The organism is Nocardia anocheti (genome assembly GCF_029675105.1).
In the GTDB taxonomy this organism is placed as follows: domain Bacteria; phylum Actinomycetota; class Actinomycetes; order Mycobacteriales; family Mycobacteriaceae; genus Nocardia.
This window is the reverse complement of record NZ_JAQQFV010000002.1, coordinates 283,233-309,767: the sequence shown is the minus strand read 5'-3', so window position 1 is coordinate 309,767 and position 26,535 is coordinate 283,233. Positions and strand designations below refer to the sequence as shown.

Annotated in this window: 8 protein-coding genes; 5 read left to right on the top strand and 3 right to left on the bottom strand. The window is 71.7% G+C overall.

What is annotated here, in order from left to right; genetic code table 11:
• Positions 1-416: 416 nt before the first annotated feature.
• The 5 genes from QC180_RS05215 to QC180_RS05195 are packed head-to-tail and all read left to right on the top strand — an operon-like array spanning position 417 to position 22,278.
• Complete coding sequence (locus tag QC180_RS05215; RefSeq protein WP_278261443.1) at positions 417-18,299, top strand: non-ribosomal peptide synthase/polyketide synthase; 17,883 nt, start codon at positions 417-419, stop codon at positions 18,297-18,299.
• Entirely contained in the window at positions 18,299-21,358 is a 3,060-nt protein-coding gene (locus QC180_RS05210; RefSeq protein WP_278261442.1) for an AMP-binding protein, read from the top strand. The genes QC180_RS05215 and QC180_RS05210 overlap by 1 nt, the downstream gene beginning before the upstream one ends.
• Positions 21,359-21,380: 22 nt before the next feature.
• On the top strand, positions 21,381-21,596 hold the full coding sequence (locus QC180_RS05205) for an MbtH family protein (RefSeq protein WP_278261441.1): 216 nt from the start codon (positions 21,381-21,383) through the stop codon (positions 21,594-21,596).
• 45 nt (positions 21,597-21,641) lie between these two features.
• Positions 21,642-21,881 (top strand): FitA-like ribbon-helix-helix domain-containing protein, encoded by a 240-nt coding sequence (locus QC180_RS05200; protein ID WP_278261440.1) that lies wholly within the window; start codon positions 21,642-21,644, stop codon positions 21,879-21,881.
• Positions 21,865-22,278, top strand: coding sequence for a type II toxin-antitoxin system VapC family toxin (locus QC180_RS05195; RefSeq protein WP_278261439.1), 414 nt, complete (start codon positions 21,865-21,867; stop codon positions 22,276-22,278). The genes QC180_RS05200 and QC180_RS05195 overlap by 17 nt, the downstream gene beginning before the upstream one ends.
• Before the next feature lie 58 nt (positions 22,279-22,336).
• Here QC180_RS05195 and QC180_RS05190 read toward each other — a convergent pair whose 3' ends face one another.
• From QC180_RS05190 to QC180_RS05180, 3 genes are all read right to left on the bottom strand, one after another.
• Positions 22,337-23,794: a catalase gene (locus QC180_RS05190; RefSeq protein WP_278261438.1), complete on the bottom strand. Its 1,458-nt coding sequence runs from the start codon at positions 23,792-23,794 to the stop codon at positions 22,337-22,339.
• Positions 23,795-23,802: 8 nt separating this feature from the next.
• The gene (locus QC180_RS05185; protein ID WP_278261437.1) at positions 23,803-25,224 is read right to left on the bottom strand and encodes a DUF1254 domain-containing protein; all 1,422 of its coding nucleotides are present in this window, start codon (positions 25,222-25,224) and stop codon (positions 23,803-23,805) included.
• An 84-nt stretch (positions 25,225-25,308) separates the two neighbouring features.
• The gene (locus QC180_RS05180; protein WP_278261436.1) at positions 25,309-26,535 is read right to left on the bottom strand and encodes a TetR/AcrR family transcriptional regulator; all 1,227 of its coding nucleotides are present in this window, start codon (positions 26,533-26,535) and stop codon (positions 25,309-25,311) included.

Here is a 26,535-nt window from a genome sequence, read left to right as displayed (position 1 = left end):
GCGCACACTCATGTCCAGGTCGTGGGCACCCTCCGGAAGAGACTGGTCGTTCGTCCGAGTTTTTTAGCGGAAAAAGTTTCTTTTTATTAACTGACCGCCTAGTGTCTGCAATGCATGGACAGGCAGCCATGTGATGTAAGTGACAGAGCCGGGGCGAGGTCTTCACGCCGCGGCCGCGATGTTGGAGGAACGATCATCAGTTAGGCACCCCGCGGCAGGCTTCCCGCCCGCCGCCGACGACAGCCCCGATCGGCTGTCGCTCTCGTCCACATGATCTGTCGGGGATCTCGCGCGAGTGCGGCGTCGCGCCCACCGCGCCCATACCGGATCGACCGGTTCACGGAGTACCAGAGGTGTCTTCGTGGTGCCCGAAAAAGGTTCGGTCTGCTGTTTTTTCGCGATTCGAGGAGGCTCTGGTGCACGGTACGGAGTTGGGTGGGTTCAGCGCGCGACCGCAGGATGCGCAGGCGGACACCGCCTCGCCACGCTTCCCGCTGACCCCCGCCCAGCTGGGTGTCTGGTACGCGCAGCTGCTCGACCCCGAAGTGCCGATCACCATCGCCCAGTACGTCGACATCACCGGCGAGCTGGATGTAGCGGTGCTACAGCAGGTCACGGCCGAGGCCGCGCACGCCTACGGTTCGCCGCTGGTGCGCATCGGCGAGGCCGACGGCGTGCCCTACCAGGTCGTCGACCACACCATCGCGATCCAGGACGAGCTGCCGCTGATCGATCTGCGCCACCACGACGACCCGGTCGCCGCCGCTCAGGAATGGATGCGCGCCGAATTCGGCGCCCCCCTGGACCTGCTCACCGATCGCCTGGTCGGCGGCGCGGTGCTGCGCGTCGGCGAGGACCGCTGGTTCTGGTACCTACGCGGCCACCACATCGTGCTCGACGGCTACGGCGCCTTCACCAATTCCCAGCGCATCGCCGAGCTGTACTCCGCCCGCGTGCTCGGCACCCCCGCCCGCGAGGTCGTGCCCGGTGACCTGGCCGAGCTGGTCGAGGGCGAACAGCGTTACCGCGAGAGCACCCGCTTCGCCAACGACCGCGAGCACTGGGCCGAGCGCATCGCGGGCCTGGACAGCCCGACCGGTCTGGACAGCCGCACCGCGCCGCGCGCGGCGATCAACCTGGTCACCGGCGGCCGTCTGTCGGAGAAGCTGGTCGCGCGCCTGGAAACCATTGCCGCCAGTGATGATTCGACCTTCTCCGCGGTCCTGCTGGCCGCCTTCGCCGCCTACCTCGGCCGGTTGACCGACCGTCCCGACGCGGTGCTGAGCCTGCCCGTCACCGCCCGCACCACCGCGGTCATGCGCCGCTCGGCGGGCATGCTGTCCAATATCGTGCCGCTGCGCCTGCCCACCGGCGCGGCGGACGCCGAGACCACCTGGGGCGAGCTGCTGCGCGCGGCCCGCGTCGAGGTCGCCGGAGCCCTACGTCACCAGCGCTACCGCGCCGAGGACATCCGCCGCGACGCCGAGGACGACGGCCGCCCGGCCCGACGCGCGCTGTTCGGCCCGCTGGCCAACTTCATGCTCTTCCGCAGCGACCTGACCCTGGGCACCACCACCGGCCGCTACCGGGTGCTGTCCACCGGCCCGATCGAAGACCTCAGCCTCAATGTCTACTACGGCGACCGCGACCGCGTGCACGTCGACTTCGAGGCCAACCCCAACCTCTACGACGCCGACACCCTGGCCCGCCACCACAGCCGCTTCCTGCGTTTCCTCGAGCGCCTGGCCGCCGCCGACCTGGACACCCCGATCGGCGCGATCGAGGTGGCGACCGAGCTGGAACTGCAGGTCAGCACCAAGATCTGGAACGCCACCGGCTTCGATGTCGACGCCGCGCTGCGCGAGCGCGCGGTGTCGGTCGCCACCCTGCCCGCGATGTTCGAGGCCCAGGTCGCGCGCACCCCCGACGACATCGCCGTCCGCATGGCGGGCGAGGGCACCGCCACCCTCACCTACCGCGAGCTGGCCCAGCGGGTCCACCGCCTGGCCCGCCACCTGCGCGCCCAGGGCATCGGCCCGGAATCGCTGGTGGCACTGAGCATCCGGCGCTCTCCGGAACTGGTCGTCGCGATGTACGCGGTGCTCGCCGCGGGCGCGGCCTACGTGCCGATCGACCCCGATCACCCGGCCGAGCGCATCGCCCACATCCTCGACACCGCCGCCCCCGCCGCGGTGCTCACCACCACCCGCGACGGCGCGCCCGGCGCGGACCCGGCGACGGTCCTGGCCGTCGACACGCTGGACCTGAGCGCCTACGCCGACACCCCGCTCACCGACGCCGAGCGCACGGCTCCGCTGCGCCCCGGTCACCCGGCCTACGTCATCTTCACCTCCGGCTCCACCGGTCTGCCCAAGGGCGTGGCCGTCGAGCACGCCGCGATCGTCAACCGGCTGGTCTGGATGCAGCACAGCTACCGCCTGCACGGCGTCGACGTGGTGCTGCAGAAGACCCCGATGACCTTCGACGTGTCGGTGTGGGAGTTCTTCTGGCCCTTGCAGATCGGCGCCACCCTGCTGCTGGCCGAGCCCGACGGGCACCGCGATCCCGGCTACCTGCGCCGGGTGATCGCCGAATACGACGTCACCGTCGCGCATTTCGTCCCATCGATGCTGGAAGCCTTTCTCGCCCAGCAGGAGATCGCCGAACGTACCTCGCTGCGGCTGGTCTTCGCCTCCGGCGAGGCGCTGCCCGCGGCGCTGGCGCAGCGGCTGCGACTGCTCACCGGCGCGCGGCTGCATAATCTCTACGGCCCGACCGAGGCGGCCGTCGACGTCACCTTCCACGAGGTGAACGACGCCGACCGGGTCAGCGTGCCGATCGGCGCGCCGGTGTTCAACACCCGGCTCCATGTTCTCGACTCGCGGCTGCGGCCGGTTCCGGTCGGGGCTCCGGGCGAGCTGTATCTGTCGGGGGTACAGCTCGCCCGGGGTTATGTCGGCCGTCCCGAGCTCACCTCCGGCCGTTTCGTCGCGGACCCGGCCGAGCCCGGCGCCCGGATGTACCGCACCGGTGACCTGGTCCGCTGGACCACCAACGGGGAACTGGAATACCTGGGCCGCACCGACTTCCAGGTGAAGCTGCGCGGTCTGCGCATCGAACTCGGCGAGATCGAGACGGTGCTCGAGAGCGTCGACGCCGTCACCCGCGCGGTCGTGGTGGTCCGCGACGACGCGGGCGTCGGCGAACAACTGGTCGCCTATGTGGTGGAGGCCGAGCCGGGCGCCGTCGCGGCCGAGGAACTGCGCGCCGCGGCGCTGCGCGCACTGCCCGGCTACATGGTGCCCTCGGCGTTCGTGACGCTGGCCGCGCTGCCGGTGAACGCCTCGGGCAAGCTGGACCGCAAGGCGCTGCCCGCGCCGGACCGGATCGTCACCGCCTACGCCGAACCCGTCGGCCCGGTCGAGCAGACCGTGGCCCGGGTGTTCGGCGAGGTGCTCGGCCTGGACCGGGTCGGCCGCGAGGACGACTTCTTCGCCCTCGGCGGCAACAGCCTGGTCGCCACCCAGGTGGCCGCCCGGCTCGGCGCCGACCTCGGCTGCCGTCTCGGCGTGCGCGACCTGTTCGGCGCCCCCACGGTGGCCCGGCTGGCCGTGGTCGCCGCCGACCGCGCGGAGGCCGGTGTCTCGGCGCAGCTGCCGGTGCTGGCCGCCCGCCCCCGTCCCGCGCTGATCCCGCTTTCGCCTGCCCAGCAACGGATCTGGTTCCTGAACCGGTTCGACCCGGCCGCCCCCGGCTACAACATGCCGTTCGTGGTCCGGCTGCGCGGCACCACCGACCTGCCCGCCCTGGTCGCGGCGCTGCGCGCGGTCGTCGGCAGGCACGAGGCACTGCGCACGATCTTCCCCGCCGTCACCGTGCCCGGCGAGGTCGCCGAGCAGGTGGTGCTCGCGGCCGAGCGGATCACCCTGCCCGAACCCACCGAGCTCGCCGCCGCCGATCTGGAGGCCGAACTCGCCCGATTCGCCTGCGCCGGTTTCGATCTCGAACACGAACCGCCGTTCCGCGCCCGCGTCTTCGTCGTCGCCGACGAGTCCGCCGCCACGCAGACACACCGTGTGGACGGTGCGGGGGAGTGCGCGATCGCGGTGGTGCTGCACCACATCGCCGCCGACGGTGTTTCGCTGCAGGTCCTCGTGCGTGATGTGCTCACCGCCTACCGCGCCGCCGTCGACGGCCGCGAGCCCGGCTGGGCCGCGCTGAGCGTGCAGTACGCCGACTACGCCCTCTGGCAGCGCGAACTGCTCGGCACCGAAACCGACCCGCAATCCCTGGCCTCGCGCGAAATCGCCTTCTGGGAACAGACTCTCGCCGGTCTGCCCGACCAGCTCGAGCTCCCCACCGCCCGTCCGCGTCCGATCGAGCCGACCCTGCGTGGCGCGCAGCAGACCTTCACCATCGACGCCGACCTGCACCGTCAGCTCACCGCGCTGGCCCAGCGGGCGGGCGCCTCGCTGTTCATGGTGCTGCACACCGCCCTGGCGGTGCTGCTCGCGCGCCTGTCCGGCAGCACCGATATCGCCATCGGTACCGGTGTCGCTGGCCGTGGCGACCGCGCCATCGACGACCTGATCGGCATGTTCGTCAACACCCTGGTGCTGCGCACCGAGATCGACCCCGCCGCCAGCTTCACCGCCGCGCTCGAGCGCACCCGTGAAACCGACCTCGCCGCCTTCGCGCACGCCACCGTGCCGTTCGATCGCCTGGTAGACGTGGTCAACCCGGCCCGCTCGGCCGCCCGGCACCCGCTGTTCCAGGTGGCGCTGAACTTCCAGGACGTCCTGGACACCAGCTTCGAACTGTCCGGCACACCGGTCTCGGTGCACGAGATCGACCTCGACCTCACCAAGTTCGACCTGCAGATCACCCTGGCCGAGCGCCGTGAGGCGGGCGCGCCCGCCGGTATCGCCGCCGAAACCCGCTATGCCACAGACCTGTTCGACGCCGCCGACATCGAAGCGCTGAACGCCCGCTTCGTCCGGCTGCTCGCCGCCGTCGTCGCCGCTCCCACCACCGCGGTCGGTGATCTGCCGGTGCTCTCGCCCGCCGAGTACACCCAGCTCACCGAGATGCGCGGTGCCCCCGTCACCGCCACCGGTCTGCTGCCCGACCTGCTCGCGGCCGCCGTCGCCACCGCGCCCGAGCGCGAGGCCGTCGCCGACGGCGAGCGTCTGCTCACCTACCGCGAACTGGACCGCGCCTCCTCGCGCCTGGCCCGCGTGCTCGTCGACCGCGGGATCGGCCCCGACGACATCGTCGCCATCGGCATTCCGCGCTCGATCGACTCGGTGCTCGCGGTGTGGGCGGTCGCCAAGGCCGGGGCCGCCTGGCTGCCGGTCGACCCGAGCTACCCCCTCGACCGCATCACCCACATGGTCACCGATTCCGGTGCGCGCCTGGGCCTGACCGTCGCGGGCTCGCAGTCCGCGCTGCCCGGTCCGATCGACTGGCTGGTCCTCGACGAGCTCAAACTGATGGCCGAATGCGCCGCCCGCTCGGGCGACCCGATCACCGACGCCGACCGGGTGCGGCCGCTGCGCGCCGAGCACCTCGCCTACGTCATCTACACCTCCGGCTCCACCGGCCTGCCCAAGGGCGTGCTGGTGACCCAGGCCGGGATCGCCGGTTTCGCCGCCGAGGAGACCGAGCGCATGTTCGGCGCCGCCGACGCGCGCGTCCTGCAGGTCGGCTCGCCCTCCTTCGACATCTCGGTCATGGAATTCCTGCTCGCCGTGGACTCCGCCGCCACCCTGGTGATCGCCCCGCCCGGCCGACACGTGGGCGCCGACCTGACCGAACTGCTGGCCGAAGAGCACGTCACCCACGCCCTGATGACCCCCTCCGGCCTGGCCGTGCTCGACCCCGAACAGCTCGACGACCTGCGCATGGTGATGGTCGGTGGCGAGGCCTGCCCGCCCGATCTGGTCGCCCGCTGGACCGGCGGCCGGGTGCCGCGCGCCTTCGTCAACGCCTACGGCCCGTCCGAGACGACGGTCGCCACCAATATCAGCGCCCCGCTCACCGCCGATTCGGCGCTCACCCTGGGGCGTCCGCTGCGCGGCATCACCCAGTGGGTCCTCGACGACCGCCTACGGCCGGTCCCCACCGGCGTCGCGGGCGAGCTGTACGTGGCCGGAGCCCAGCTCGCGCGGGGTTACCGTGGCCGCGCCGCGCTCACCGCGGGCCGCTTCGTGGCCTGCCCGTGGGCACCCGGCGCGCGCATGTACCGCACCGGCGACCTGGTCCGCTGGACCGCCGAGGGCACCCTGGACTACCTGGGCCGCAACGACGACCAGGTGAAACTGCGCGGCTTCCGCATCGAGCTCGGCGAGATCGAAGCCGCCCTGCTCGACCGGCCCGGCGTCCGCCAGGCCGTCGCCCTCATCCACAACGATCCCCACCGCGGTGACCAGCTCGTCGCGTACCTGGTCCCCGACGACCGCACCCGCACGGCCGGAACCGACCTCGACCCGGCCGCTGATCGGGCGTTCGATGCAGTCGCCGCCGCTACCGCACCCGAAGGGGCGCCCACCGGACTCGACCTCGACGACCTCGCCGCAGCACTGCGCGGGCGGTTGGCCCCGCACATGGTGCCCTCGGCCTTCGTGGTTCTCGACGCCCTGCCGCTCACCCCCGGCGGCAAGCTCGACCGTCGCGCCCTGCCCGAACCGGTCTTCGCCGCCCGCGCCTTCCGCGCCCCGGCCGCCGGAACCGAATCCGTGGTCGCCAAGGTCTTCGGGGAGGTGCTCGGTGTCGAACCGGTCGGCGCCGACGACGACTTCTTCGCCCTCGGCGGCAACTCCCTGATCGCCACCCAGGTGGCCGCGCGCCTGAGCGCGACCCTCGGCGTGGCCGTCCCGCTGAAGGCCCTGTTCGAGGCGTCCACGGTGACCGCGCTGGCCGCCCGGCTCGGCACCGCCGAGACCGTGCCCATCCGGCCGCCGCTGGTGGCAGCGCCGCGCCCGCACCGCGTTCCGCTGTCCTACGCCCAGCAGCGCATGTGGTTCCTCAACCAGTTCGACACCGACTCGGTGGCCGACAACATCGCCGCCGCGATCCGGCTCACCGGCCCGCTGGACACCGTCGCCATGACCGCCGCCGTGCGGTCGGTGCTCGCCCGGCACGAGACGCTGCGCACCCGCTACCCGTCGGTCGACGGCATCCCCTTCCAGCAGGTCGTCGACACCGAGCACACCACCATCGACCTCGCGCCGGACCCCGTCGACCCCGCCGAGCTCGGCGATCGCGTCCGCGCCCTGGCCACGGTGCCGTTCGCGGTGGCCGACGAGCCGCCCGTCCGCCTGCACCTGCTGCGCACCGGCACCGACGAGCACGTGCTGGTCCTGGTGCTGCACCACATCGCCGCCGACGGCTGGTCGGTCGCCCCGCTCACCCGCGACCTGATGCTCGCCTACGCCGCCCACCTCTGCGGCGACACCCCGCGGTGGACACCCCTGCCGGTGCAGTACGCCGACTTCGCGCTGTGGCAGCGCGAGACCCTCGGCGCCGAGGACGACCCGGATTCGCCCATGGCCGAGCAGCTCCGCTTCTGGACCACCGAACTCGCCGACCAGCCCGACCTGCTGGCCCTGCCCACCGATCGCCCGCGCCCCGCCGTGGCCTCCGGGCGCGGTGCCCGCCACCACTTCACCGTCCCGGCTGCCCTCACCGATCGACTGCGCACCCTGGCCACCGACGCCCAGGCATCGCTGTTCATGGTCCTGCACGCCGCCTTCGCCGCCACCCTGGCGAAACTGTCCGGCCAGCAGGACATCTCGATCGGCACGCCGGTGGCGGGTCGTGGCGACCAGGCCCTGGACGAGCTGGTCGGCATGTTCGTCAACACCCTGGTGCTGCGCGCCCAGGTCGACCCCGGCACCACCTTCGCCGACCTGATCGCCACCGTCCGCGAGCGCGACCTGCGCGCCCTGGCGCACACCGAGGTCACCTTCGACCGCCTGGTCGAGGCCATCGCCCCCGAGCGCTCCACCGCGCGCCACCCGCTGTTCCAGGTGATGCTGGACTTCCAGAACACCGCCACCACCACCCTCGAGCTGGCCGGACTCGTGGCCACCGAGCTCGAGATCGACACCCACACCGCGAAATTCGACCTGCACCTCACCCTGCGCGAAACCGGGGACCGCCTGCTCGCCCGCTTCGAGTACGCGACCGACCTGTTCGACGCGCGGACCATCACAGATTTCAGCACCCGCCTGCTGCGGATGCTGGAGACGGTGAGCGCCGATCCCAGCGTCGTGATCGGCGACATCGACCTGCTCGGCGCCGCCGAGCGCACCCGCATCCTGCGCACCTGGAACGCCACCGACTACCCGGCCGACGAGCGGATGACCCTGGTCTCGCTGTTCGCCGCCCAGGCCGCGCGCACCCCGCACGCCGTCGCGCTCACCTCCGGCGAGGAATCGCTCACCTACGGCGAACTCGCCGCGCGGGTGCATCGTCTGGCGCGCCTGCTGCTCTCGATGGGCGTCGGCCCCGAACGCACCGTCGCGCTGGGCCTGCGCCGCTCGGTCGAGCTGGTCGTGGCCATGTACGCGGTGCAGGCCGCGGGCGGCGCCTACGTCCCGCTGGACCCCGAGCACCCCGCCGACCGCATCGCCCACGTCCTCGACGCGGCGCGCCCGGTCTGCGTCCTCACCCGCGCCACCGACGAACTCGACCTGGCCGCCAGCGTTTCCGTCCCCGTGGTGGACATGGGTGAGCTCGACACCACCGCCTGGTCGTCCGCCCCGATCACCGATGCCGAGCGCCCGGCGCCCTTGCGCCGCGATCACGCCGCCTACCTGATCTTCACCTCCGGCTCCACCGGCAAGCCCAAGGGCGTCGTCGTGACGCACGCGGCCATCGTCAACCGCCTGGTGTGGATGCAGGACACCTACCGCCTGACCGCCGCCGACACCGTCCTGCAGAAGACCCCCGCCACCTTCGACGTCTCGGTCTGGGAGTTCTTCTGGCCCTTGCAGATCGGCGCCCGCCTGGTCCTCGCCGCCCCCGACGGCCACCGCGATCCGGCCTACCTGGCCGAGCTGATCGACGCCGAATCGGTCACCGTGGCGCACTTCGTCCCGTCGATGCTGACGGTCTTCGTCGGCGCGCTCGCCGACACGCGCCGCTGCGCGACCCTGCGGATGGTGTTCGCCTCCGGTGAGGCGCTGCCGCCCGCCCCGGCCCAGGAACTGCGCGCGCGCACCGGGACGGCGGTGCACAACCTGTACGGCCCCACCGAAGCCGCCGTCGACGTCACCTTCCACGAGGTCACCGACGAGGACACCGTCACCGTCCCGATCGGCGCCCCGGTGCACAACACCCAGGTCTACGTGCTGGACAACCGCCTGCGCCCCGTCCCGGTCGGCGTCCCCGGCGAGCTGTACCTGGCGGGCGCCCAGCTCGCGCGCGGCTACGCCGGACGCGTCGACCTGACCGCAGACCGCTTCGTCGCCAACCCGTTCACCTCCGGCGAGCGCCTGTACCGCACCGGTGACCTGGTCACCTGGACCGAACACGGCGAGCTGGAATACCTGGGCCGCACCGACTTCCAGGTCAAGCTGCGCGGTCTGCGCATCGAACTCGGCGAGATCGAAGCCGCCCTGGCCGCGCGTCCCGAGATCGCGCAGGCCGCGGTGCTCGTCCGCGACGACACCCTGGTGGCCTACCTCGTCGGCACCGGGATCGACCTCGACGCCCTGCGGTCCGCGCTCACCCGCACCCTGCCCGCCTACATGGTTCCGGCGGCCTTCGTCGAACTCGACGAGTTCCCGCTCAACACCTCCGGCAAGCTGGACCGCAACGCCCTGCCCGACCCGATGTTCGAGGCGGCGGTCTTCCGCGCCCCGGTCACCGAAACCGAGCGGATCGTCGCGAACACCTTCGCCGCGGTGCTGGGGTTCCCGGCCGACCGGGAAGTCGGCCTCGACGACGACTTCTTCGCCCTCGGCGGCAACTCGCTCAACGCCACCCAGGTCGCCGCCCGCCTCGGCGCCGCCCTCGACACCCAGATCCCGGTCCGGCTGCTCTTCGACGCCCCGACCGTCATCGACCTGGCCCAGCGCTGCGCCCCCCTGCGGGGCACCGGCGGCCGCCTGGAACTGACCCCGAGAACACGCCCCCGCGCGATCCCGCTCTCCGCCGCCCAGCGCCGCATGTGGTTCCTCAACCGCTACCTGGCCGACGCCGAGGGCCCCGGTGACGCGGTCGACAACATCGCGGTGGCCCTGCGCCTCACCGGCGAACTCGACCTCGCCGCCCTGGAATCCGCCCTGGCCGACGTGATCGCCCGCCACGAAACCCTGCGCACCAGCTACCCCGAGGGCCCCGACGGCGCCGAACAGCGCATCGCCGAACCCACCGCCGTCACCCTGCGCGCCGAACCGATCAGCGACACCGAACTCGCCGACCGCCTGCTCGCCCGCGCCGCCGTGCGCTTCGACCTGACCACCGAGATCCCGCTGCGCGCCGACCTTTTCGCGGTCGACGCCGAGCACGTCCTGATCCTGGTGGTGCACCACATCGCCGCCGACGGCTTCTCCCTCGGCCCGCTGGCCGCCGATCTCATGACCGCCTACGCCGCCCACCGCGGCGGCACCACCCCCGCCTGGGCACCGCCGCCGATCCAGTACGCCGACTACGCCCTGTGGCAGGACGAGTACCTCGGCGACCCCGCCGACCCGTCCTCGCTCGCGCACGCCCAGCTCGCCTTCTGGCGGCGTGGCCTGGCCGGTCTGCCCGAACAACTGGACCTGCCGACCGATCGCCCGCGTCCGGCCGAGTCCAGCTTCCGCGGCGGCGTGCACCGCTTCCAGATCGACTCCGATCTGCACAGCGAGCTGCGCGAACTGGCGCGCAAGCACGAGGCCACCCTGTTCAGCACCGTGCACGCGGCGCTGGCGGTGCTGCTGGCCCGCCTGTCCGGCGGCGGCGACATCGCCATCGGTACCCCGGTCGCCGGGCGTGGCGAGGCCGCGCTCGACGGGTTGATCGGCATGTTCGTCAACACCCTGGTCCTGCGCACCCAGATCGACCCCCGGGTCGAATTCGAGACCGCCCTGGACGCGGTCCGCGCCGGTGACCTCGACGCCCTCTCGCACGCCGACCTCCCGTTCGAGCAGATCGTCGACGCCGTCGACCCGGCGCGCGCCCGCAACCGGCACCCGCTGTTCCAGGTGGCCCTGGTCCTGCAGAACTTCACCGTTCCCACGCTGGAAGCCGCTGGCCTGCAGGCGGTTCCGCTCGACCTCGACGCCCCCGTCGCCAAGTTCGACCTCCAGTTCACCTTGCGCGAATCCGACGACGTCGACGGCCGCGCCGACGGCATGGCCATCGAGATCGCCTACGCCACCGACCTCTACGACGCGAGCAGCATCGCGGTGCTGGCCCGGCGCTTCACCCAGGTGCTGGCCGCCGTCGTCGCCGACCCGACCGTCGTCGTCGGTGACATCCAGCTGCTCAGCGCCGAGGAACAGCAGCGCACCCTGCACGACTGGGCCGTCACGGGCACCTCGGTGGCCGAGTCGGCGCGGACCATGGTCGACCGGTTCGCCCACGCCGCCGCCCGTGATCCCCAGGCCGTCGCCGTGAAGGCAGGCCAGGACTCGCTCACCTATGCCGAACTCGACGCCTGGTCCAACCGGCTCGCCCGCCGTCTCGTCGGCGCTGGCGTCGGCCCGGAAACCCTGGTGGCCGTGGCCCTTCCGCGCTCGACGGAACTGGCCGTGGCCCTGCTGGCCGTGCTGAAGGCGGGCGGCGGTTACCTGCCGATCGACCCGAACTACCCGGCCGACCGCATCGAGTACATCCTCGATGACGCCCGCCCGCTGTGCGCGATCACCACCGCGGCCACCGGCCTGGCCCGCGACTGGTTCGGCGGTCCGGTCATCGACCCCGCCGCGGCCGCCCTCACCGATTTCGCGTCGACCCCGCTCACCGACGTCGACCGCCGCGCGCCGCTCACCCCGGCCAACACCGCCTACGTCATCTACACCTCGGGCTCCACCGGCCGCCCGAAGGGCGTGGTGATCCCGCACGCCAATGTCATCGCGCTGCTGGACAACACCGCCGAGCGCTTCGGCTTCGGACCCGCCGACGTGTGGACGATGTTCCACTCCTACGCCTTCGACTTCTCGGTCTGGGAGCTGTGGGGCGCGCTGCTGCACGGCGGTTCGGTGGTGGTGGTCGACTACTTCACCTCGCGTTCGCCCGAACAGTTCCGCGAGCTGCTGCTGGCCGAGCGCGTCACCGTGCTCAACCAGACGCCCTCGGCGTTCTACCAGCTCATCGCCGCCGACCTCGCGACCACACCCGGCGACTACGCGTTGCGTACGGTGATCTTCGGCGGTGAGGCGCTCGAACCGCAGCGCCTCGAGGGCTGGTTCGCCCGCTACCCGCACGCGCCGCGCCTGGTGAACATGTACGGCATCACCGAGACCACGGTGCACGTCTCCTACCGCGAGATCACCCCGGCGGTGGGCTCGGCCAGCGTGATCGGCGGCGCCATCGCCGGACTGGCGGTGCGTGTGCTGGATTCGCGCCTGCGTCCGGTTCCGGTCGGTGTGCCGGGCGAAATCTATGTCTCCGGTGCGCAATTGGCGCGCGGCTACCTGTCGCGCCCCGACCTCACCGCGAGCCGCTTCGTCGCCGACCCGTACGGCGCCCCCGGCACCGTGGCCTACCGCTCCGGTGACCTCGCCCGCTGGACCGCCGACGGCGACCTCGAATACCTGGGCCGCGCCGACCAGCAGGTGAACCTGCGCGGCTTCCGCATCGAGCTCGGCGAGATCGAGGCCGCGTTGCTGCGCAGCTCGGTCGCCCCGCGCGAGGTCGCGGTGCTGGTGCGCACCGATCTGGTCGACGAACCCCGCCTCGTCGCCTACCTGGTCGCCGCTCCCGACAGCCCGCGCCCGGACACCGCCGCGCTGCGTCAGGAACTCGCGCACACCCTGCCCGAGCACATGCTGCCCGCCGCGGTCGTGCGCGTGGACCACATCCCGCTGACCGTCAACGGCAAGCTCGACCGGGCCGCGCTGCCCGCGCCGGTCTTCGAGACCACCGTCTACCGCAAGCCGAGCACCGTCGCCGAGGAGATCGTCGCCGCGGTCTACGCCGAGGTCCTCGGCACCGACCGGCCGATCGGCGCCGACGACGACTTCTTCGCCCTCGGCGGCAGCTCCCTGCTCGCCGCCAAGGCCGTCGCCCGGATCGGTGCCGCGCTGGACCGGCGCGTCGGTGTGCGGATGCTGTTCGAGGCGCCGCGGGTGGCCGATCTGGCCGCCGCCGCGGACGCGCAGGGCCGGGTCGACCGGCCCGCGCTGGTCGGCCGGGCCCGCCCCGAGCTGCTCCCGCTCTCGCCCGCCCAGCAGCGCATGTGGTTCCTCAACCGCTTCGATCGCGCGTCGGTGGCCTACAACATCCCCTTCGCGCTGCGCCTGTCCGGCGACCTCGACGTCACCGCGCTGCGGCGCGCGTTGGCCGATCTGGTCGCTCGCCACGAATCGCTGCGCACCGTCTACCCCGAGGTCGACGGCGCACCCGTGCAGTCGATCGTGCCTGCGGCAGAGGCGGTTCCGGTGCTGGACCCGGTCGTCGTGACCGAGGCCGAGCTGCCCGCCGCCATCCGCGCGCTGGCCGCGACCACCTTCGACGTCACCACCGAGATCCCGGTGCGGCTGCGCCTGTTCCAGGTGACCGGCACCGAATACGTCCTCGCCGCCGTGCTGCACCACATCGCCGCCGACGGCTCGTCCATCGCGCCCTTCGTCGCCGACCTGATGCGCGCCTACACCGCCCGCCTGGCCGACACCGCCCCCGGCTGGGCCCCGCCCGCCGTGCAGTTCGCCGACTACGCGCTGTGGCAGCGCGAACTGCTCGGCGACGAGCACGACCCGGAATCGGTGGCGGCCCAGCAGGTCTCCTACTGGACGAGCCAGCTCACGGGCCTGCCCGACCAGCTGGCCCTGCCCACCGACCGCCCCCGCCCGGCCCGCCAGAGCCTGCGCGGCGACACGGTGCGCTTCACCGTCGACGCCGACCTGCACGCCGCGCTCCTCGCGCTCGGCCGCGGCGCGGGCGCCACCCTGTTCATGGTGGTCCACGCCGCCTTCGCCGCCCTGCTGGCCCGGCTCTCCGGCACCGCCGACATCGCCGTCGGTACCCCGAACGCGGGCCGTGGTGAGGCCGAACTCGACGACGTCATCGGCATGTTCGTCAACACCCTGGTGCTGCGCACCGGGGTCGCGGCCGACGCGCCGTTCACCGAGCTGCTCACCGCCGCCCGCACCGCCGACATCGCCGCCTTCTCCCACGCCGACGTGCCCTTCGAACGTCTCGTGGAGGTGCTCAACCCGGCCCGCTCGACCGCGCGGCACCCGCTGTTCCAGGTCGGCTACTCGTTCCAGAACCACGACCGCGCCCAGCTCGAGCTGCCGGGTCTGACCGTCGCCCCGATCGAATTCGATTCCGGCGTCGCCCAATTCGACCTGCACCTGTTCGCCCTGGACAACTACACCGCCGACGGCGCACCCGCCGGAATCGACCTGGCCCTCGGCTACGCGAGCGACCTGTTCGACCCCGCCACCGCCGAACGCTTCGCCACCCAGCTGCGCCGCGTGCTCGAATCCGTCACCGTCGCACCGGAAACGGTCGTCGGCGACCTCGACCTGCTCGGCGCCGAGCGCGACCTCCTGCTCGACACCTTCAACGCCACCGCCCATCCGCTGGCCCCGGCCACCCTGGCCGACCTGGGTATCCGCCAGGCCGCGCTGACCCCCGACGCGCTCGCCCTCGTCGACGCCGACACCGGCGAGGCGCTCGACTACGTCGCCTTCGAAGCCCGCGTCAACCGCATCGCCCGGCTGCTGATCGCCGAGGGTGTCGGCCCGGAGCGCACCGTGGTGCTGGCCATGCGACGCGGTCTCGACCTGGTCATCGCCATGCACGCGGTGGTCAGGGCCGGTGGCGCGTACGTGCCGATCGACCCCGATCATCCGGCCGAGCGCATCGCCTACATCGTGGCCACCGCCGCCCCGCTGTGCGTGCTCACCACCGCCGCCGACGGCGTCCCGATCTCCGTCGACGTGCCGGTCTTCGAACTGGATCACCGCATCCTGGCCGAACTCTCGGACCAGCCGGTGACCGACGCCGAACGGCTGTCCCCGCTACGCCCCGAGCATCCGGCGTACGTGATCTTCACCTCCGGCTCCACCGGTTTGCCCAAGGGTGTCACCGTGCCGCACGCGGCGATCGTCAACCAGCTGGCCTGGCTGCACGAGCGCTTCACCATGACCGGCACCGACCGCGTCCTGCTCAAGACCCCCGCCACCTTCGACCTCTCGGTCTGGGAGTTCTGGTCCCCGCTCACCTCCGGGGGCGCGCTGATCGTCACCCGACCCGGCGACGAGCGCGACCCGGATCGCCTGCGCGACATCATGACCCGCCACGACGTCACCGTCCTGCACGCGGTGCCCTCACTGGTCGGCATGCTGCTGGCCGCCGACACCGCACTGCCCGCGTCGCTGCGCGCGGTCCTGGCCATCGGCGAGGCACTGCCCGCCGCCGTCGCCACCCAGTTCCGCGCGAGCGGAACCCGTGCCCGGCTGCACAACCTCTACGGCCCGACCGAGGCGGCCGTCTCGATCACCGAATACGAAGTGGCACAGGACCCCTCGCATGTGGTCCCGATCGGTACTCCGGCGTGGAACAGCGCGCTCTACGTGCTGGATTCGCGGCTGCGTCCGGTCCCGATCGGCGTCGCCGGAGAGCTCTACCTGGCCGGTGCCCAGCTGGCCCGCGGCTACCACGGTCGCTACGCGCTGACCGCCGACCGCTTCGTCGCCGACCCCTTCGCGGCGGACCGCGCGAACGCCGCCGGAGCGGAGCACGCGGCGCCGGTGACCGGCGCCAGGATGTACCGCACCGGCGACATCGTCCGCTGGCGGGCCGACGGCACCCTGGAATACCTGGAGCGCGCCGACTTCCAGGTGAAGATCGGTGGCTTCCGGATCGAGCTCGGCGAGGTCGAGACGGCCCTGCTGCGCCGCGCCGGAGTCCGCGCCGCCGTCGCGATCGCCGTGACCGACGAGCGCGCCGGTGCCCGGCTCATCGCCTACGCCGCCGTCGCCGACCTGACGCCCGGCGACGAACCGGCCGTCGCGGCCCGCCTGCGCGGCGAACTCACCGCCGAACTGCCCGCCTACATGGTGCCCGCCGCGCTGGTGGTGCTCGACGCGCTGCCGCTCAATGCCAACGGCAAGGTCGACCGGGCCCGGCTGCCCGAACCCGAGTTCGCCGAGGCCGCCTACCGGGCCCCGGTGACCGCGCTCGAACAGCTCGTCGCGCGGACCTTCGCCGAGGTGATCGGCTGCTCCGGCGCGGGTCTGGACGACGACTTCTTCGCCCTCGGCGGCAACTCGCTCATGGCCACCCGGCTCGCGGCCCGCCTCGGTGCCGAGCTCGGCGCGCAGGTGCCGGTCGCCGCGGTGTTCGACGCCCCGACCGTCGTCGCCCTGGCCGCCCGCCTGGCCGAGGCCGACCGCACCGGTGCCCGTCCGCCGCTGACCCGCCGCACCGGCGACGGACCCGCGGTGCTCTCGCCCGCCCAGCAGCGCATGTGGGTGCTGCAGCAGCTCGCCCCGCGCTCGGCGGCCTACCACATCCCCGCCGCCCTGCGTCTGACCGGCGACCTCGACCTGCCCGCGCTCCAGTCGGCGGTCGGTGACCTGCTGGCCCGCCACGACACCTTGCGCACCCGCTACCCGGACACCGACTCCGGCCCGGTCCAGCAGGTCATGCCCGCCTGGTCCACCGCGGCCGACCTGACCCCGATCCAGGTGGCGCCGGGAGAGGTCGAAACCCGGATCGCCGCGCTGGTCGCGCAGCCCTTCGACATCACCGCCGCGCCGCCCGTGCGGGTGGCGCTCTACGAACTGGCCACGAACGCCACGGCCCCGGCGCCGCGCGAGTACGTCCTGGTCATGGTGGTGCACCACATCAGCGCCGACGGCTACTCCGTCGCCCCGCTGACCCGTGACCTCGTGCGCGCCTACGTCGACCGCAGCGCGGGCCGCGACCCCGGCTGGGCCCCGCTCGAGATCCAGTACAGCGATTTCAGCGTCTGGCAGCGCGAACTGCTCGGCGCCGACACCGATCCCGACAGCGTGCTCACCCAGCAACTCGCCTACTGGACCCGCGAACTGTCCGGCGCGCCCGAACTGCTCGCCCTGCCCACTGATCGTCCGCGCGCCACCCGACGCGAGATGCGCGGCGCGGCCGTCGAATTCGACCTCGACGCGACCCGCACCCGCCGCCTCGACGACATCGCCAGGGCCAACGGCACCACACTGTTCACCGTGGTGCACAGCGCGCTGGCGGTGCTGCTGGCCAAGCAGTCCGGCAGCGCCGACATCGTCGTCGGCGCACCGGTAGCCGGGCGCGGGGCACGCGAACTCGACGATCTCGTCGGCATGTTCGTCAACACCGTCGCCCTGCGCACCGAGGTCGACTCCCGCGCACCCTTCACCGACCTGCTCGCCCAGGCCAAGCGCCGCGACCTCGCCGCCCTCTCGCACGCCGACGTGCCCTTCGAACAGGTCGTCGACGCGCTGGGCCGCACCCGATCCGGCGCGTACACGCCGCTGTTCCAGGTCATGCTCACCTTCCAGAACATGCCGCCGGGCAGCATCGAACTACCCGGGCTCGAGGTGCGCACCGTGGACCCCGGCCTGGCCGAGGCCAAGTTCGACCTGCACCTGACCGCCCTGCAGCGCTACGACGCGGCGGGCGAGCTCGACGGGCTCGATCTGCACTTCGGTTACGCCACCGACCTTTTCGACGATTCCACCATCCGCACCATGGCCGACCGGTTCCGCAAGGTTCTCGACGCCGTCGCGGCCGATCCGGCCGTGGTGGTCCGGGCCATCGACGTACGCACCGACGCGGAACTCGCCCCGCGTCCGCGTACCTACACCGTCGCCGATCTACCGGGCCTGGTCGGCTCGGCGGCTCGGCTCGCGCCGGCGACCGTGGCCTTCGCCCACGGCGAGCACGCCATCTCCTTCGGTGCACTCGACGCCAAGCTCACCGCGGTGAGCCGGGCCATGGGTGCGGCGATGAAACCCGAAGCGCTGGTGAACGTCGCGCTGGCCGGGCTGGTGCCCGGCGTGCTCGCCGCTCTCGGTGCCTCCGGCCTGACCTCCACCCTGCAAACACTGGTGACCGATGCCGCCGCGGTGATCGCCGGGTCGGGGTCGGCCGACGACTCGGAAGGACAACTCTGATGTCGCACACGGATTCGGTCACGGCCGCTGCCTCGCTGGACGCGCTGCTGCGCGACCCCGCGCGAGAACGGCGACGTGACCCGGCGACCCTGCTCGCCGCCTTCACCACCCAGGCCACCCAGCACGCCGAGGCCGTCGCCGTGCGCGACGGCGCGGTGGAACTGAGCTACGGCGAACTCGCCGAGCGGGTCGACGCCCTGGCCGCCGTCCTGGCCGACCACGGCGTCGGCCCCGAGACCATCGTCGCGGTGTCGCTGCCGCGCTCGATCGAGCTGGTCGTCGCCGTGCACGCGGTGATCGCCGCGGGCGGCGCGTTCGTCCTGCTCGACCCCGAGACCCCCGCCGCCCGGCAACAGCGCACCGTCGACCTCGCCGCGCCGGTCCTGCTGCTCACCACCCCCGGCACCCCGCACCCGAGCGACGTCGCGGTGCTGGGCACCGACGCCGCCGACGTACCGCCCGCCGACCTCCCCGGACCCGGCGCCGACAACCCCGCCTACCTGGTGGTCGATGTCGAAGCCGCCTCGGCGGTGGTCATCGGACACCGTGCGGCCCAGGCCAATTCGGTGTGGCGCCAGCGGCTCTGCGGTATCGGCCCCGACGACTCGGTGCTCTGGCACGCCCCGCTCGCCGGACAGTCGGCGGTGGGGGAGATGCTGCTGGCCTTGCAGACCGGCGCCACCCTGGTCGTCCCGACCAGCTCCAACCTGGCCAAGGCCATCGCCGAAACCCGCGTCACCGCCGCGTGTTTCGACCCCTTCGAGCTGGCCGAGCTGGCCGCCCTGCCCGACGCGGAGGAGCGCCTGGACTCGCTGCGCGTGGTCCTCGGCTGCGGCACCCTGCCCGCCAAGACGGCGGCCGCGCTGCGCTTCGTCAGCGGCGCCACCCTGTGGCACGTGTACGGCAGGCCCGAGACCGCCGGGGAGGTCCTGGCCCACGAGGTGACCGGCGCCGATCTGGAAGTGGTCCCCATCGGCACCGCCGCCGACGACGTCGAACTGCTGATTCTCGACGAGCACCTGTGCCCCGTCGCGGACGGTGAGACCGGCGAACTCTACGTCTCCGGTGTGCAATTGGCGCGCGGCTACCTCGGCAGGCAGGCCACCGCGGCCACCTTCCTGGCCAACCCCATCGGCCCCGTCGACGACCGCATGTTCGCCACCGGCGACCTGGTGCGCCGCAGGCCACCGGTCGACGGCTGGGCCGCCGAACTGGAGTTCGTCGGCCGCGTCGACGATCGCACCGACCCCTACGCCGCCGCGCCCCGCCAGGGCGGCCTCCCCGGCGAACTGCTCCTCGACGAGTTCGAAGCCCAAGCCGCCGCAACGCCTTTCGATCCGGCGGTCGTGCACGCGGCGGGCGAGCGCGCCACCGCGATCATCACCTACGGCGACCTGGACCGGCGCACCAATCAGCTCGCACGCCATCTCATGGCCTTGGGCATCGGACCGGAATCCGCGGTGCTCGTGGATGTTCCGCGCTCGATCGCGTTGGTGACCGCGACCTACGCGGTGCTCAAGGCGGGTGGCGCGGTGGTCCCGGTGGTGTCCGGGGTGCTGCCGCCGGTCGCCGATCCCGCGCTGGTGTTGACAGTGTCGACCCGCGAAGAGGTCGCGGTGTACGACATTCCGGTCGTGCGCGTCGACGAGGTCCGTTTATCGGACTACTCCGACGAGCCCATCACCCGCGGCGACCGGCGGAGGCCGGTGCTGTCCCAACATCCCGCCTTCGTGCTGTTCCCGCCGGGCGCCGCCCAGGGGATCACCGTCAGCCACGCCGCCGCGGTGCACCGGGTCACCGCCATGCAGGGCCGTCACAGTTTCACCGGGCGCGATGTGTATCTGCACCAGGCGGCGGGTGAGGTCACCGAGTGGCACGGCTACCTGCTGCCGCTGCGCGTCGGAGCCACGGTCGTGCTCACCGAACCGCCCGATCCGAGCCGGTTAACCGAGTTGGTCGCCGCCTACGGCATCACCGCAGCCGACTTCACCCCGCAGCGCCTGGCCGCCTTCACCGACCACGTGTACCGCCACGATCTGCGCGGCCGGGTCACCTCGCTGCGCAGCGTGGTCGTCCTCGGGGCGCCGCTGTCCGGGGCCGACGTGCGCGCCTTCGCCACCATCAGCGACGCCCGCCTGCACCACGACTACGGTCGCGCCGAGGCCACCGTCACCCTCACCTATCCGGCTGTGCCCCCGACGGATTCGGTCGAATCGCCCGCCGTGCGGGTGCGTGAGTGGAACCGCCGCGTCTACGTCCTCGGCGACGATCTGCGCCCGACCGACCCCGGCGTCCCCGGTGAGCTGTACCTGGCGGGCACCCAGCTGGCCCGCGGCTATCTCGACCACCCGATTCCCACCTCGGGCCGCTTCGTCGCCAATCCCTTCGGCATCCCCGGCGACCGCATGTTCCGCACCGGCGAACTCGCGCGCTGGGAAGTCGACGGCACCACCGCCGCCCTGGTCCGCCTCGGCGACCTGATGACACCTGTCGTCCCCGCGCGCGCCATTCGCGGCGCGAGCATGCGCGCGCGGATCGGCGCCGGTATCGGCGCCCGCGTCACCGAACTGGCTCGCCGCCACGCGGTCCCGCCCTTCGCGGTGGTCCGCGCCGCCATGACGGTACTGCTCGCCTGGCAGGCGGGTACCGCCGTGGCCGGAGCCACCACACTGTCCGAAATCCTCTGTGCCGAACCGGATCCGGTGATCGCCTCGACCACCGCCGACACCAGCGAATCCTGCGCCGACTCCGGCCCGCACGGTCCGGTCACCCTCAGCTACCTCGACTCCGGCAGCTTCCCCGTCCCCGCCCTGGAACTCACCCCGCTGCGCTTCGACGGCCCGGCCGTCGCCGACGGCGTGCACTTCATCGTCTCGGCCCACCCCGACCCCGACGGCCACCTCGGCCTCGAACTCGAATACCGCACCGACCGCGTCGACGACCACACCGCTGCCACCCTGCTGCGCCGCTTCTCCCGCACCCTCGGCCTGCTCACCGCCGACCCCGACGCCCCCAGCCACACCTTCGACCTGCGCACCCCCGCAGAACGCACCCAGTGACCCCCACCCGGAAGGCCCCACCATGAGCAACCCGTTCGACGACGACAACGCCCAGTTCTACGTCCTCGTCAACGCCGAAGGCGAACACTCCCTCTGGCCCACCTTCGCCGCCGTCCCCGGCGGCTGGACCGTAGCCTTCGGCGCCGCCCCCCGCACCTCCTGCCTCCACTACGTAGAATCCCACTGGCTCGACATGCGCCCCAACTCCCTCATAGCCGCCATGGCCAACGACTCCTGAGGCCCCGTACCTGCGATTGCGCTAATTCAGCGCTATAATGGCGCTATGGCGACGATACAGATCAGGGATCTGCCCGACGAAGACGCCGAGGTCTTCCGTCGGCGGGCCGAGGCCGAGGGTATGTCGTTGCAGGCCTATATGCGCCGCGAGTTGATCGCGGTCGCCCGGCGCCGATCGAAGGCCGAGACCATGGCGGCGATTCGCGACGCGCTCGAGCGCGACGACCGGCCCGGTGCCGACCGGGAGTCCATCTTGGCGGCATTGGACGATGCCCGTGGCGAGTGACGAGTACGTCATCGACGCCTCGGCGGCCTCGACCGCGATCCTGCGCAAAGACGCGGTCGGCAAGGCGATCGGACGCCTGATCGAATCGGCGACCTGTCACGCACCGCACCTCATCGACGCCGAGGTCGGGAACGTGCTGCGTCGCCACGAACGCAAGGAGTTGATCGGCCCCACCGCGGCCGCCGTCGGCCTGCGCATGATGTCGACCATGATCGATCACCGCTACGCCATGCACGGCTGGCTGTCCGACGAAGCCTGGAGACTCCGCCACACGATCACCTTCTACGACGGCCTGTACGCCGCCCTGGCCGCACGACTGGAAGTCCCCCTCCTCACCAGCGACGCGCGATTGAGCAGAGCCCCCGGCCTGCCCTGTCGAGTCGAACTGATCGACTGATTTCTGTGCAGAAGTGAGCCCGCCTCGCCGGGGAGGGCGAAGCGGGCTTCGGGGTGGGTCAGGATGGGGACTGGCGGACGCCCTGTTCTATGCGGGTGCCTACTTCGGGGTCGATGTTCTTCCAGTAGTCGAAGGCTCGGAGCAGGACCGGTTCGGTGACGCCGTTGAGGAGGTGGCCGACGACGTTGGAGACCAGGCGGTCTCGGGCGGCGTCGTCGAGGACGTCGCGGACTAGGGTGTGGGCCTGGCCGAAGTCGCTGTCGTCGGGGCGCAGGGTGTAGGCGGTGCGGACCATCTCGCCGTCGGTGTGCCACCCCATGACCGGGCCGGAGACCTGTTCGTCGGCGTGCGGGCCACCCTTGGAATTGGGGACGTAGACGGGGTCGGTCACATTGGTGTAGCGCATGGCGCCGTCTTTGGTGTAGCTGTGCACGGGTGCGGCGTGCGGTGAATTCACCGGGAGCAGCGTGTAATTCGCGCCGATGCGGTGGCGGTGGGCGTCGGGGTAGGAGAACCAGCGGCCCAGCAGCATCTTGTCGGGACTGGGGCCGGTACCGCGCACCGCGTTGCTCGGCTCGAAGGCGGCCTGCTCGATTTCGGTGTGGTAGTCGGTGACATTGCGGTTCAGGGTCATGCGGCCGACCCGGATCAGCGGGTAGTCACCGTGCGGCCAGACCTTGGTCAGGTCGAAGGGGTTGAACCGGTAGGTCTTGGCCTCGACGAACGGCATGATCTGCATGTGCAGGGTCCAGCTGGGGAACTCGCCGTCGCGGATGTGCTCCCACAGATCGCGGATGTAGTGATCGGTGTCGGTGGAGGCGTAGCGGTCGCCCTCCTCCTGGGTGAGGAAATCCACGCCCTGATCGGACTTGAAATGGTATTTCACCCAGAAGCGTTCGCCGCTGGCGTTGTACCAGAGATAGGTGTGGCTGGAATAGCCGTTCATGTGTCGCCAGGTCTTGGGGATGCCACGGTCACCGAGCAGCCACGCCACCTGGTGGGCCGATTCCGGCGACAGCGTCCAGAAGTCCCACTGCATGTCGTTGTCGCGTAAGTTGTTGTCGGCGCGGCGTTTCTGCGAGCGGATGAAATCCTGGAACTTCATCGGGTCGCGCATGAAGAACACCGGGGTGTTGTTGCCGACCAGGTCGAAATTGCCCGCGGTGGTGTAGAACTTGAGCGCGAAGCCGCGCGGATCACGCCAGGTGTCCGGGCTCCCACGCTCCCCGGCGACCGAGGAGAACCGGGCCAGCATCTCCGTCTTCGCCCCGGGCTGGAAGACATCGGCGCAGGTGTAGGCGCTCACATCGTCGGTCACCTCGAACTCGCCGAAAGCGCCGCCGCCCTTGGCATGTGGCTGCCGTTCCGGCACGCGTTCGCGATTGAACTGCGCCATCTTCTCGATCAGGTAGGCGTCGTGGAGCAGAATCGGACCGTCCGGCCCGACGGTCAGCGAGTGCTCGTCGCTGGGTACCGGAATTCCCGCATCCGAGGTCGTGAAATTACCGTCGCTCATTCCATCTCCTATTCGTCGCGTTCCATCGGCGGGGGAGCCCACTGTCCTTCCAGCGCGGACTGTTTCGGGGCATAGAGGCGCAGGGTGAGGGAGAATTCGCCGGTGGCGGGGATCGGCAGCCAATTGCCCGCGGGGACCTCGGGTCGCGGGTCCGCGTTCTGCAGGACGATCTCCACCGAGCCGTCGCGCGCGGGAACCACCGCCGGGACGTGCCCGACCGAATAGATCGCCGCGGGGTTGGGCACCAGGAAGCCCTGGGTGTCGTAGGCGGTGATCGAGGCGAAGGCCTCGGTCGGCGGCCACTGGTCGGGGGCGAAGCGGATGCGATAGCGCAGCGGGTCGCCCGCCGCGTCGGTGGTCGGCGCCGTCCAGATGGTGGCGTAGAGGACATCGCGGGTGGGCGCGAAGCCGGGGGAGCGCATGGTGAGCGCGGCGCGGCGCAGGTAGTCGGTGCCGAAATCGCTGAGCTGGGTGGGGATGTCCCAGCCGTTGACCATGCGCGCGGTGGGGTCCTGCCAGGTCTCGATCTGGTGGTGGGCGGCGTGGACGGCGTCGTCGAGCGCGGAGTCGGGCAATCCGTCGACGGTGCCGCCCGGCCGCACCCCGATCGTGGCCAGTCGCCGCATGAGCGGCTCGTCGTCGGGGGCGGGCGGATTGGTGAGCATGAGGCGGCACATCCGGTTGAGATAGGTGCGCCCGTCGAGCGCGGCGATCCGCTTCACCGGAGGCTCGGTGCCCCGGTCGATCTGATGCACCCGGGTGACGGTGGCGTCGAACTCGCCCTGCTCCCACAGGCTCAGCGGGACCAGCTTCATCTTCCGCTGCCATTCGTCGACGCGCGGCGCGTCCTCGGGCCCGTTGATCTGGACCCGGCCGACGATCGTCGACAACGCGGTGGGAATGCGCAGCTCGACGGTGTGCGCGGGCGCGCGGCCCGACCAGTGCGGTCCGGCGATCAGATAGGTGTAGGGCGGGCCGTCGGCGTCGACGGTGGTGCGCGGGTCCTTGCTGGTCAGGTCGTGCACGGTGTTGCCCCAGCCGTCGAGCAACTGGAAGACCCAGTACCGGTCGGGTTCGGTGCCGGGGATCTGCAGCACCATCGGCTCGCGCGCCAGGTCCAGCCACGCCTGGGTGTAGACCATGTCGTGGCTGAGCCGGGCGACGCCGCGATCCAGCGGATCGGGCAGCGTGCTGTGGTCGAGCACGTTGGTCGGCGCGCTGACCGCCCGCATGATGTCGAGCATGATCATCGGATACCCGAAGATGTAGGCCTCAGTCGCGGTGGTGACCACATCGGGGGCGCCGGTGGTGGTGCGGACGGTGGTGGGCAGGGGGTCGTCCCGGCCGCAGCCGGGTAACGCGGCGGCGACCGTGGCCGCCGCGCCGAGACCGAACAGGGCGCGCCTGCTCAGTCCGTGGTGACCGTCCATCCACCCTCCGTTCGATGGCATCGCAGGCCACCCTAGGACCCGGCGGCCCGGTCGTGCCTCACACGCAACGGGTGAAATGCGTGCTCAGCCCAGCAGGACCCGCCGCATGAGGAAGCCGGTTCTGGCGCGGCAGGCGACCGGGTCGTCGCCGAAGGCCTGACCCAGGTCGATCACCATCGCGAAGGCCGCGTGCACCAGGAATCGCGCCTCGGCCGCCGAGAGCGCGGGCCGCACATCGCGCACCAGCCGCGCCCATTCCTGCACGCTGAGCCGCTGGATATTGCGCAGCACCGCGCGCTCCTCGGCGGGCACGTGCCCGAACTCGGCGTAATAGACCACGGCCAGCGCCCGCTCGTCGAAGGTGTCGGCGACGAACTGTTCGATCAGCTGGTCCAGCGCGGCGCCGCTGTCGTTGGTACCGGCCACCGCGCGCCCGATCGCCCCGGACACCCGGTCGGCCGCGCGCCGGAACGCGGCGGCCAGGATATCGGCCTTGCCGCGATAGAACCGGTAGACCGCCGAGGCCGCCGACAGCCCGGCCGCCGAGGCGATGTCCTCCACGCTGACATTCGGGTACCCGCGTTCATGGAACAGCTCCACGGCCTTGCGCAGCAGCAGTTCGTGCTTGAACGCCTCGGGAATCGCGAGCCTGCCCGAGCGTTCCTGGGCCGGGGCCGCGGGCGGGAGGCCCGGACCACTCAGCGCCAGGCAGGCCGCGCCGAGCAGTTTGGTGATGGTGCGCGCGGGCAGCGCCGCGTGATGGTCGGCGATGCTGGTGGTCACGCCGAGCATGGCGGTGGCCAGCATGCGCCGGTCGGCGGGGGTCAGTTCGGGACGGAGCACGGCGAGCTCGTCGGCGAAGGCGATCAGGACCGCGCCACGATGGTCGTCGAGGACCTGCCGGTCGGCCGGTTCGAGATAGCGACCCTCCCAGCGCACCAGGGTGACGGTGGCGCGGTTCTCCACCGTGGCACCGGTGAGCCCGGTGAGCATGTGCCGCAGGCGCAGCGCCGCGTCGGTGGTGTCGGCGTCGACGTCGATCGAGGCGGTGAACGCCTGACCCACCCGCAGCAGTTCCTCCCGGAACAGCGCGTACTTGCTGGGGTAGTGGCGGTACAGCGCGGCCGAGCTGATGCCGAGCCCGGAGGCGATGTCCTCCATGCTCACCCCGTGGTACCCGGCGGCCCCGAAGGCCATCGCGGAAGTGGCCGCGATCTGTGCCCGACGATTCTTCGGCCGCCTGCGCACCCCTTCCACCGCCGTACCGTCGACTATCGACCCACGCGCCCCACCAGACTCGCCGATATTCAT

Coding starts and splice junctions, on each gene's coding strand:
- QC180_RS05210 (WP_278261442.1), top strand. CDS start 18,299: ATGTCGCACACGGATTCGGTCACGGCCGCTGCCTCGCTGGACGCGCTG.
- QC180_RS05205 (WP_278261441.1), top strand. CDS start 21,381: ATGAGCAACCCGTTCGACGACGACAACGCCCAGTTCTACGTCCTCGTC.
- QC180_RS05200 (WP_278261440.1), top strand. CDS start 21,642: ATGGCGACGATACAGATCAGGGATCTGCCCGACGAAGACGCCGAGGTC.
- QC180_RS05195 (WP_278261439.1), top strand. CDS start 21,865: ATGCCCGTGGCGAGTGACGAGTACGTCATCGACGCCTCGGCGGCCTCG.
- QC180_RS05190 (WP_278261438.1), bottom strand. CDS start 23,794: ATGAGCGACGGTAATTTCACGACCTCGGATGCGGGAATTCCGGTACCC.
- QC180_RS05185 (WP_278261437.1), bottom strand. CDS start 25,224: ATGGACGGTCACCACGGACTGAGCAGGCGCGCCCTGTTCGGTCTCGGC.
- QC180_RS05180 (WP_278261436.1), bottom strand. CDS start 26,535: ATGAATATCGGCGAGTCTGGTGGGGCGCGTGGGTCGATAGTCGACGGT.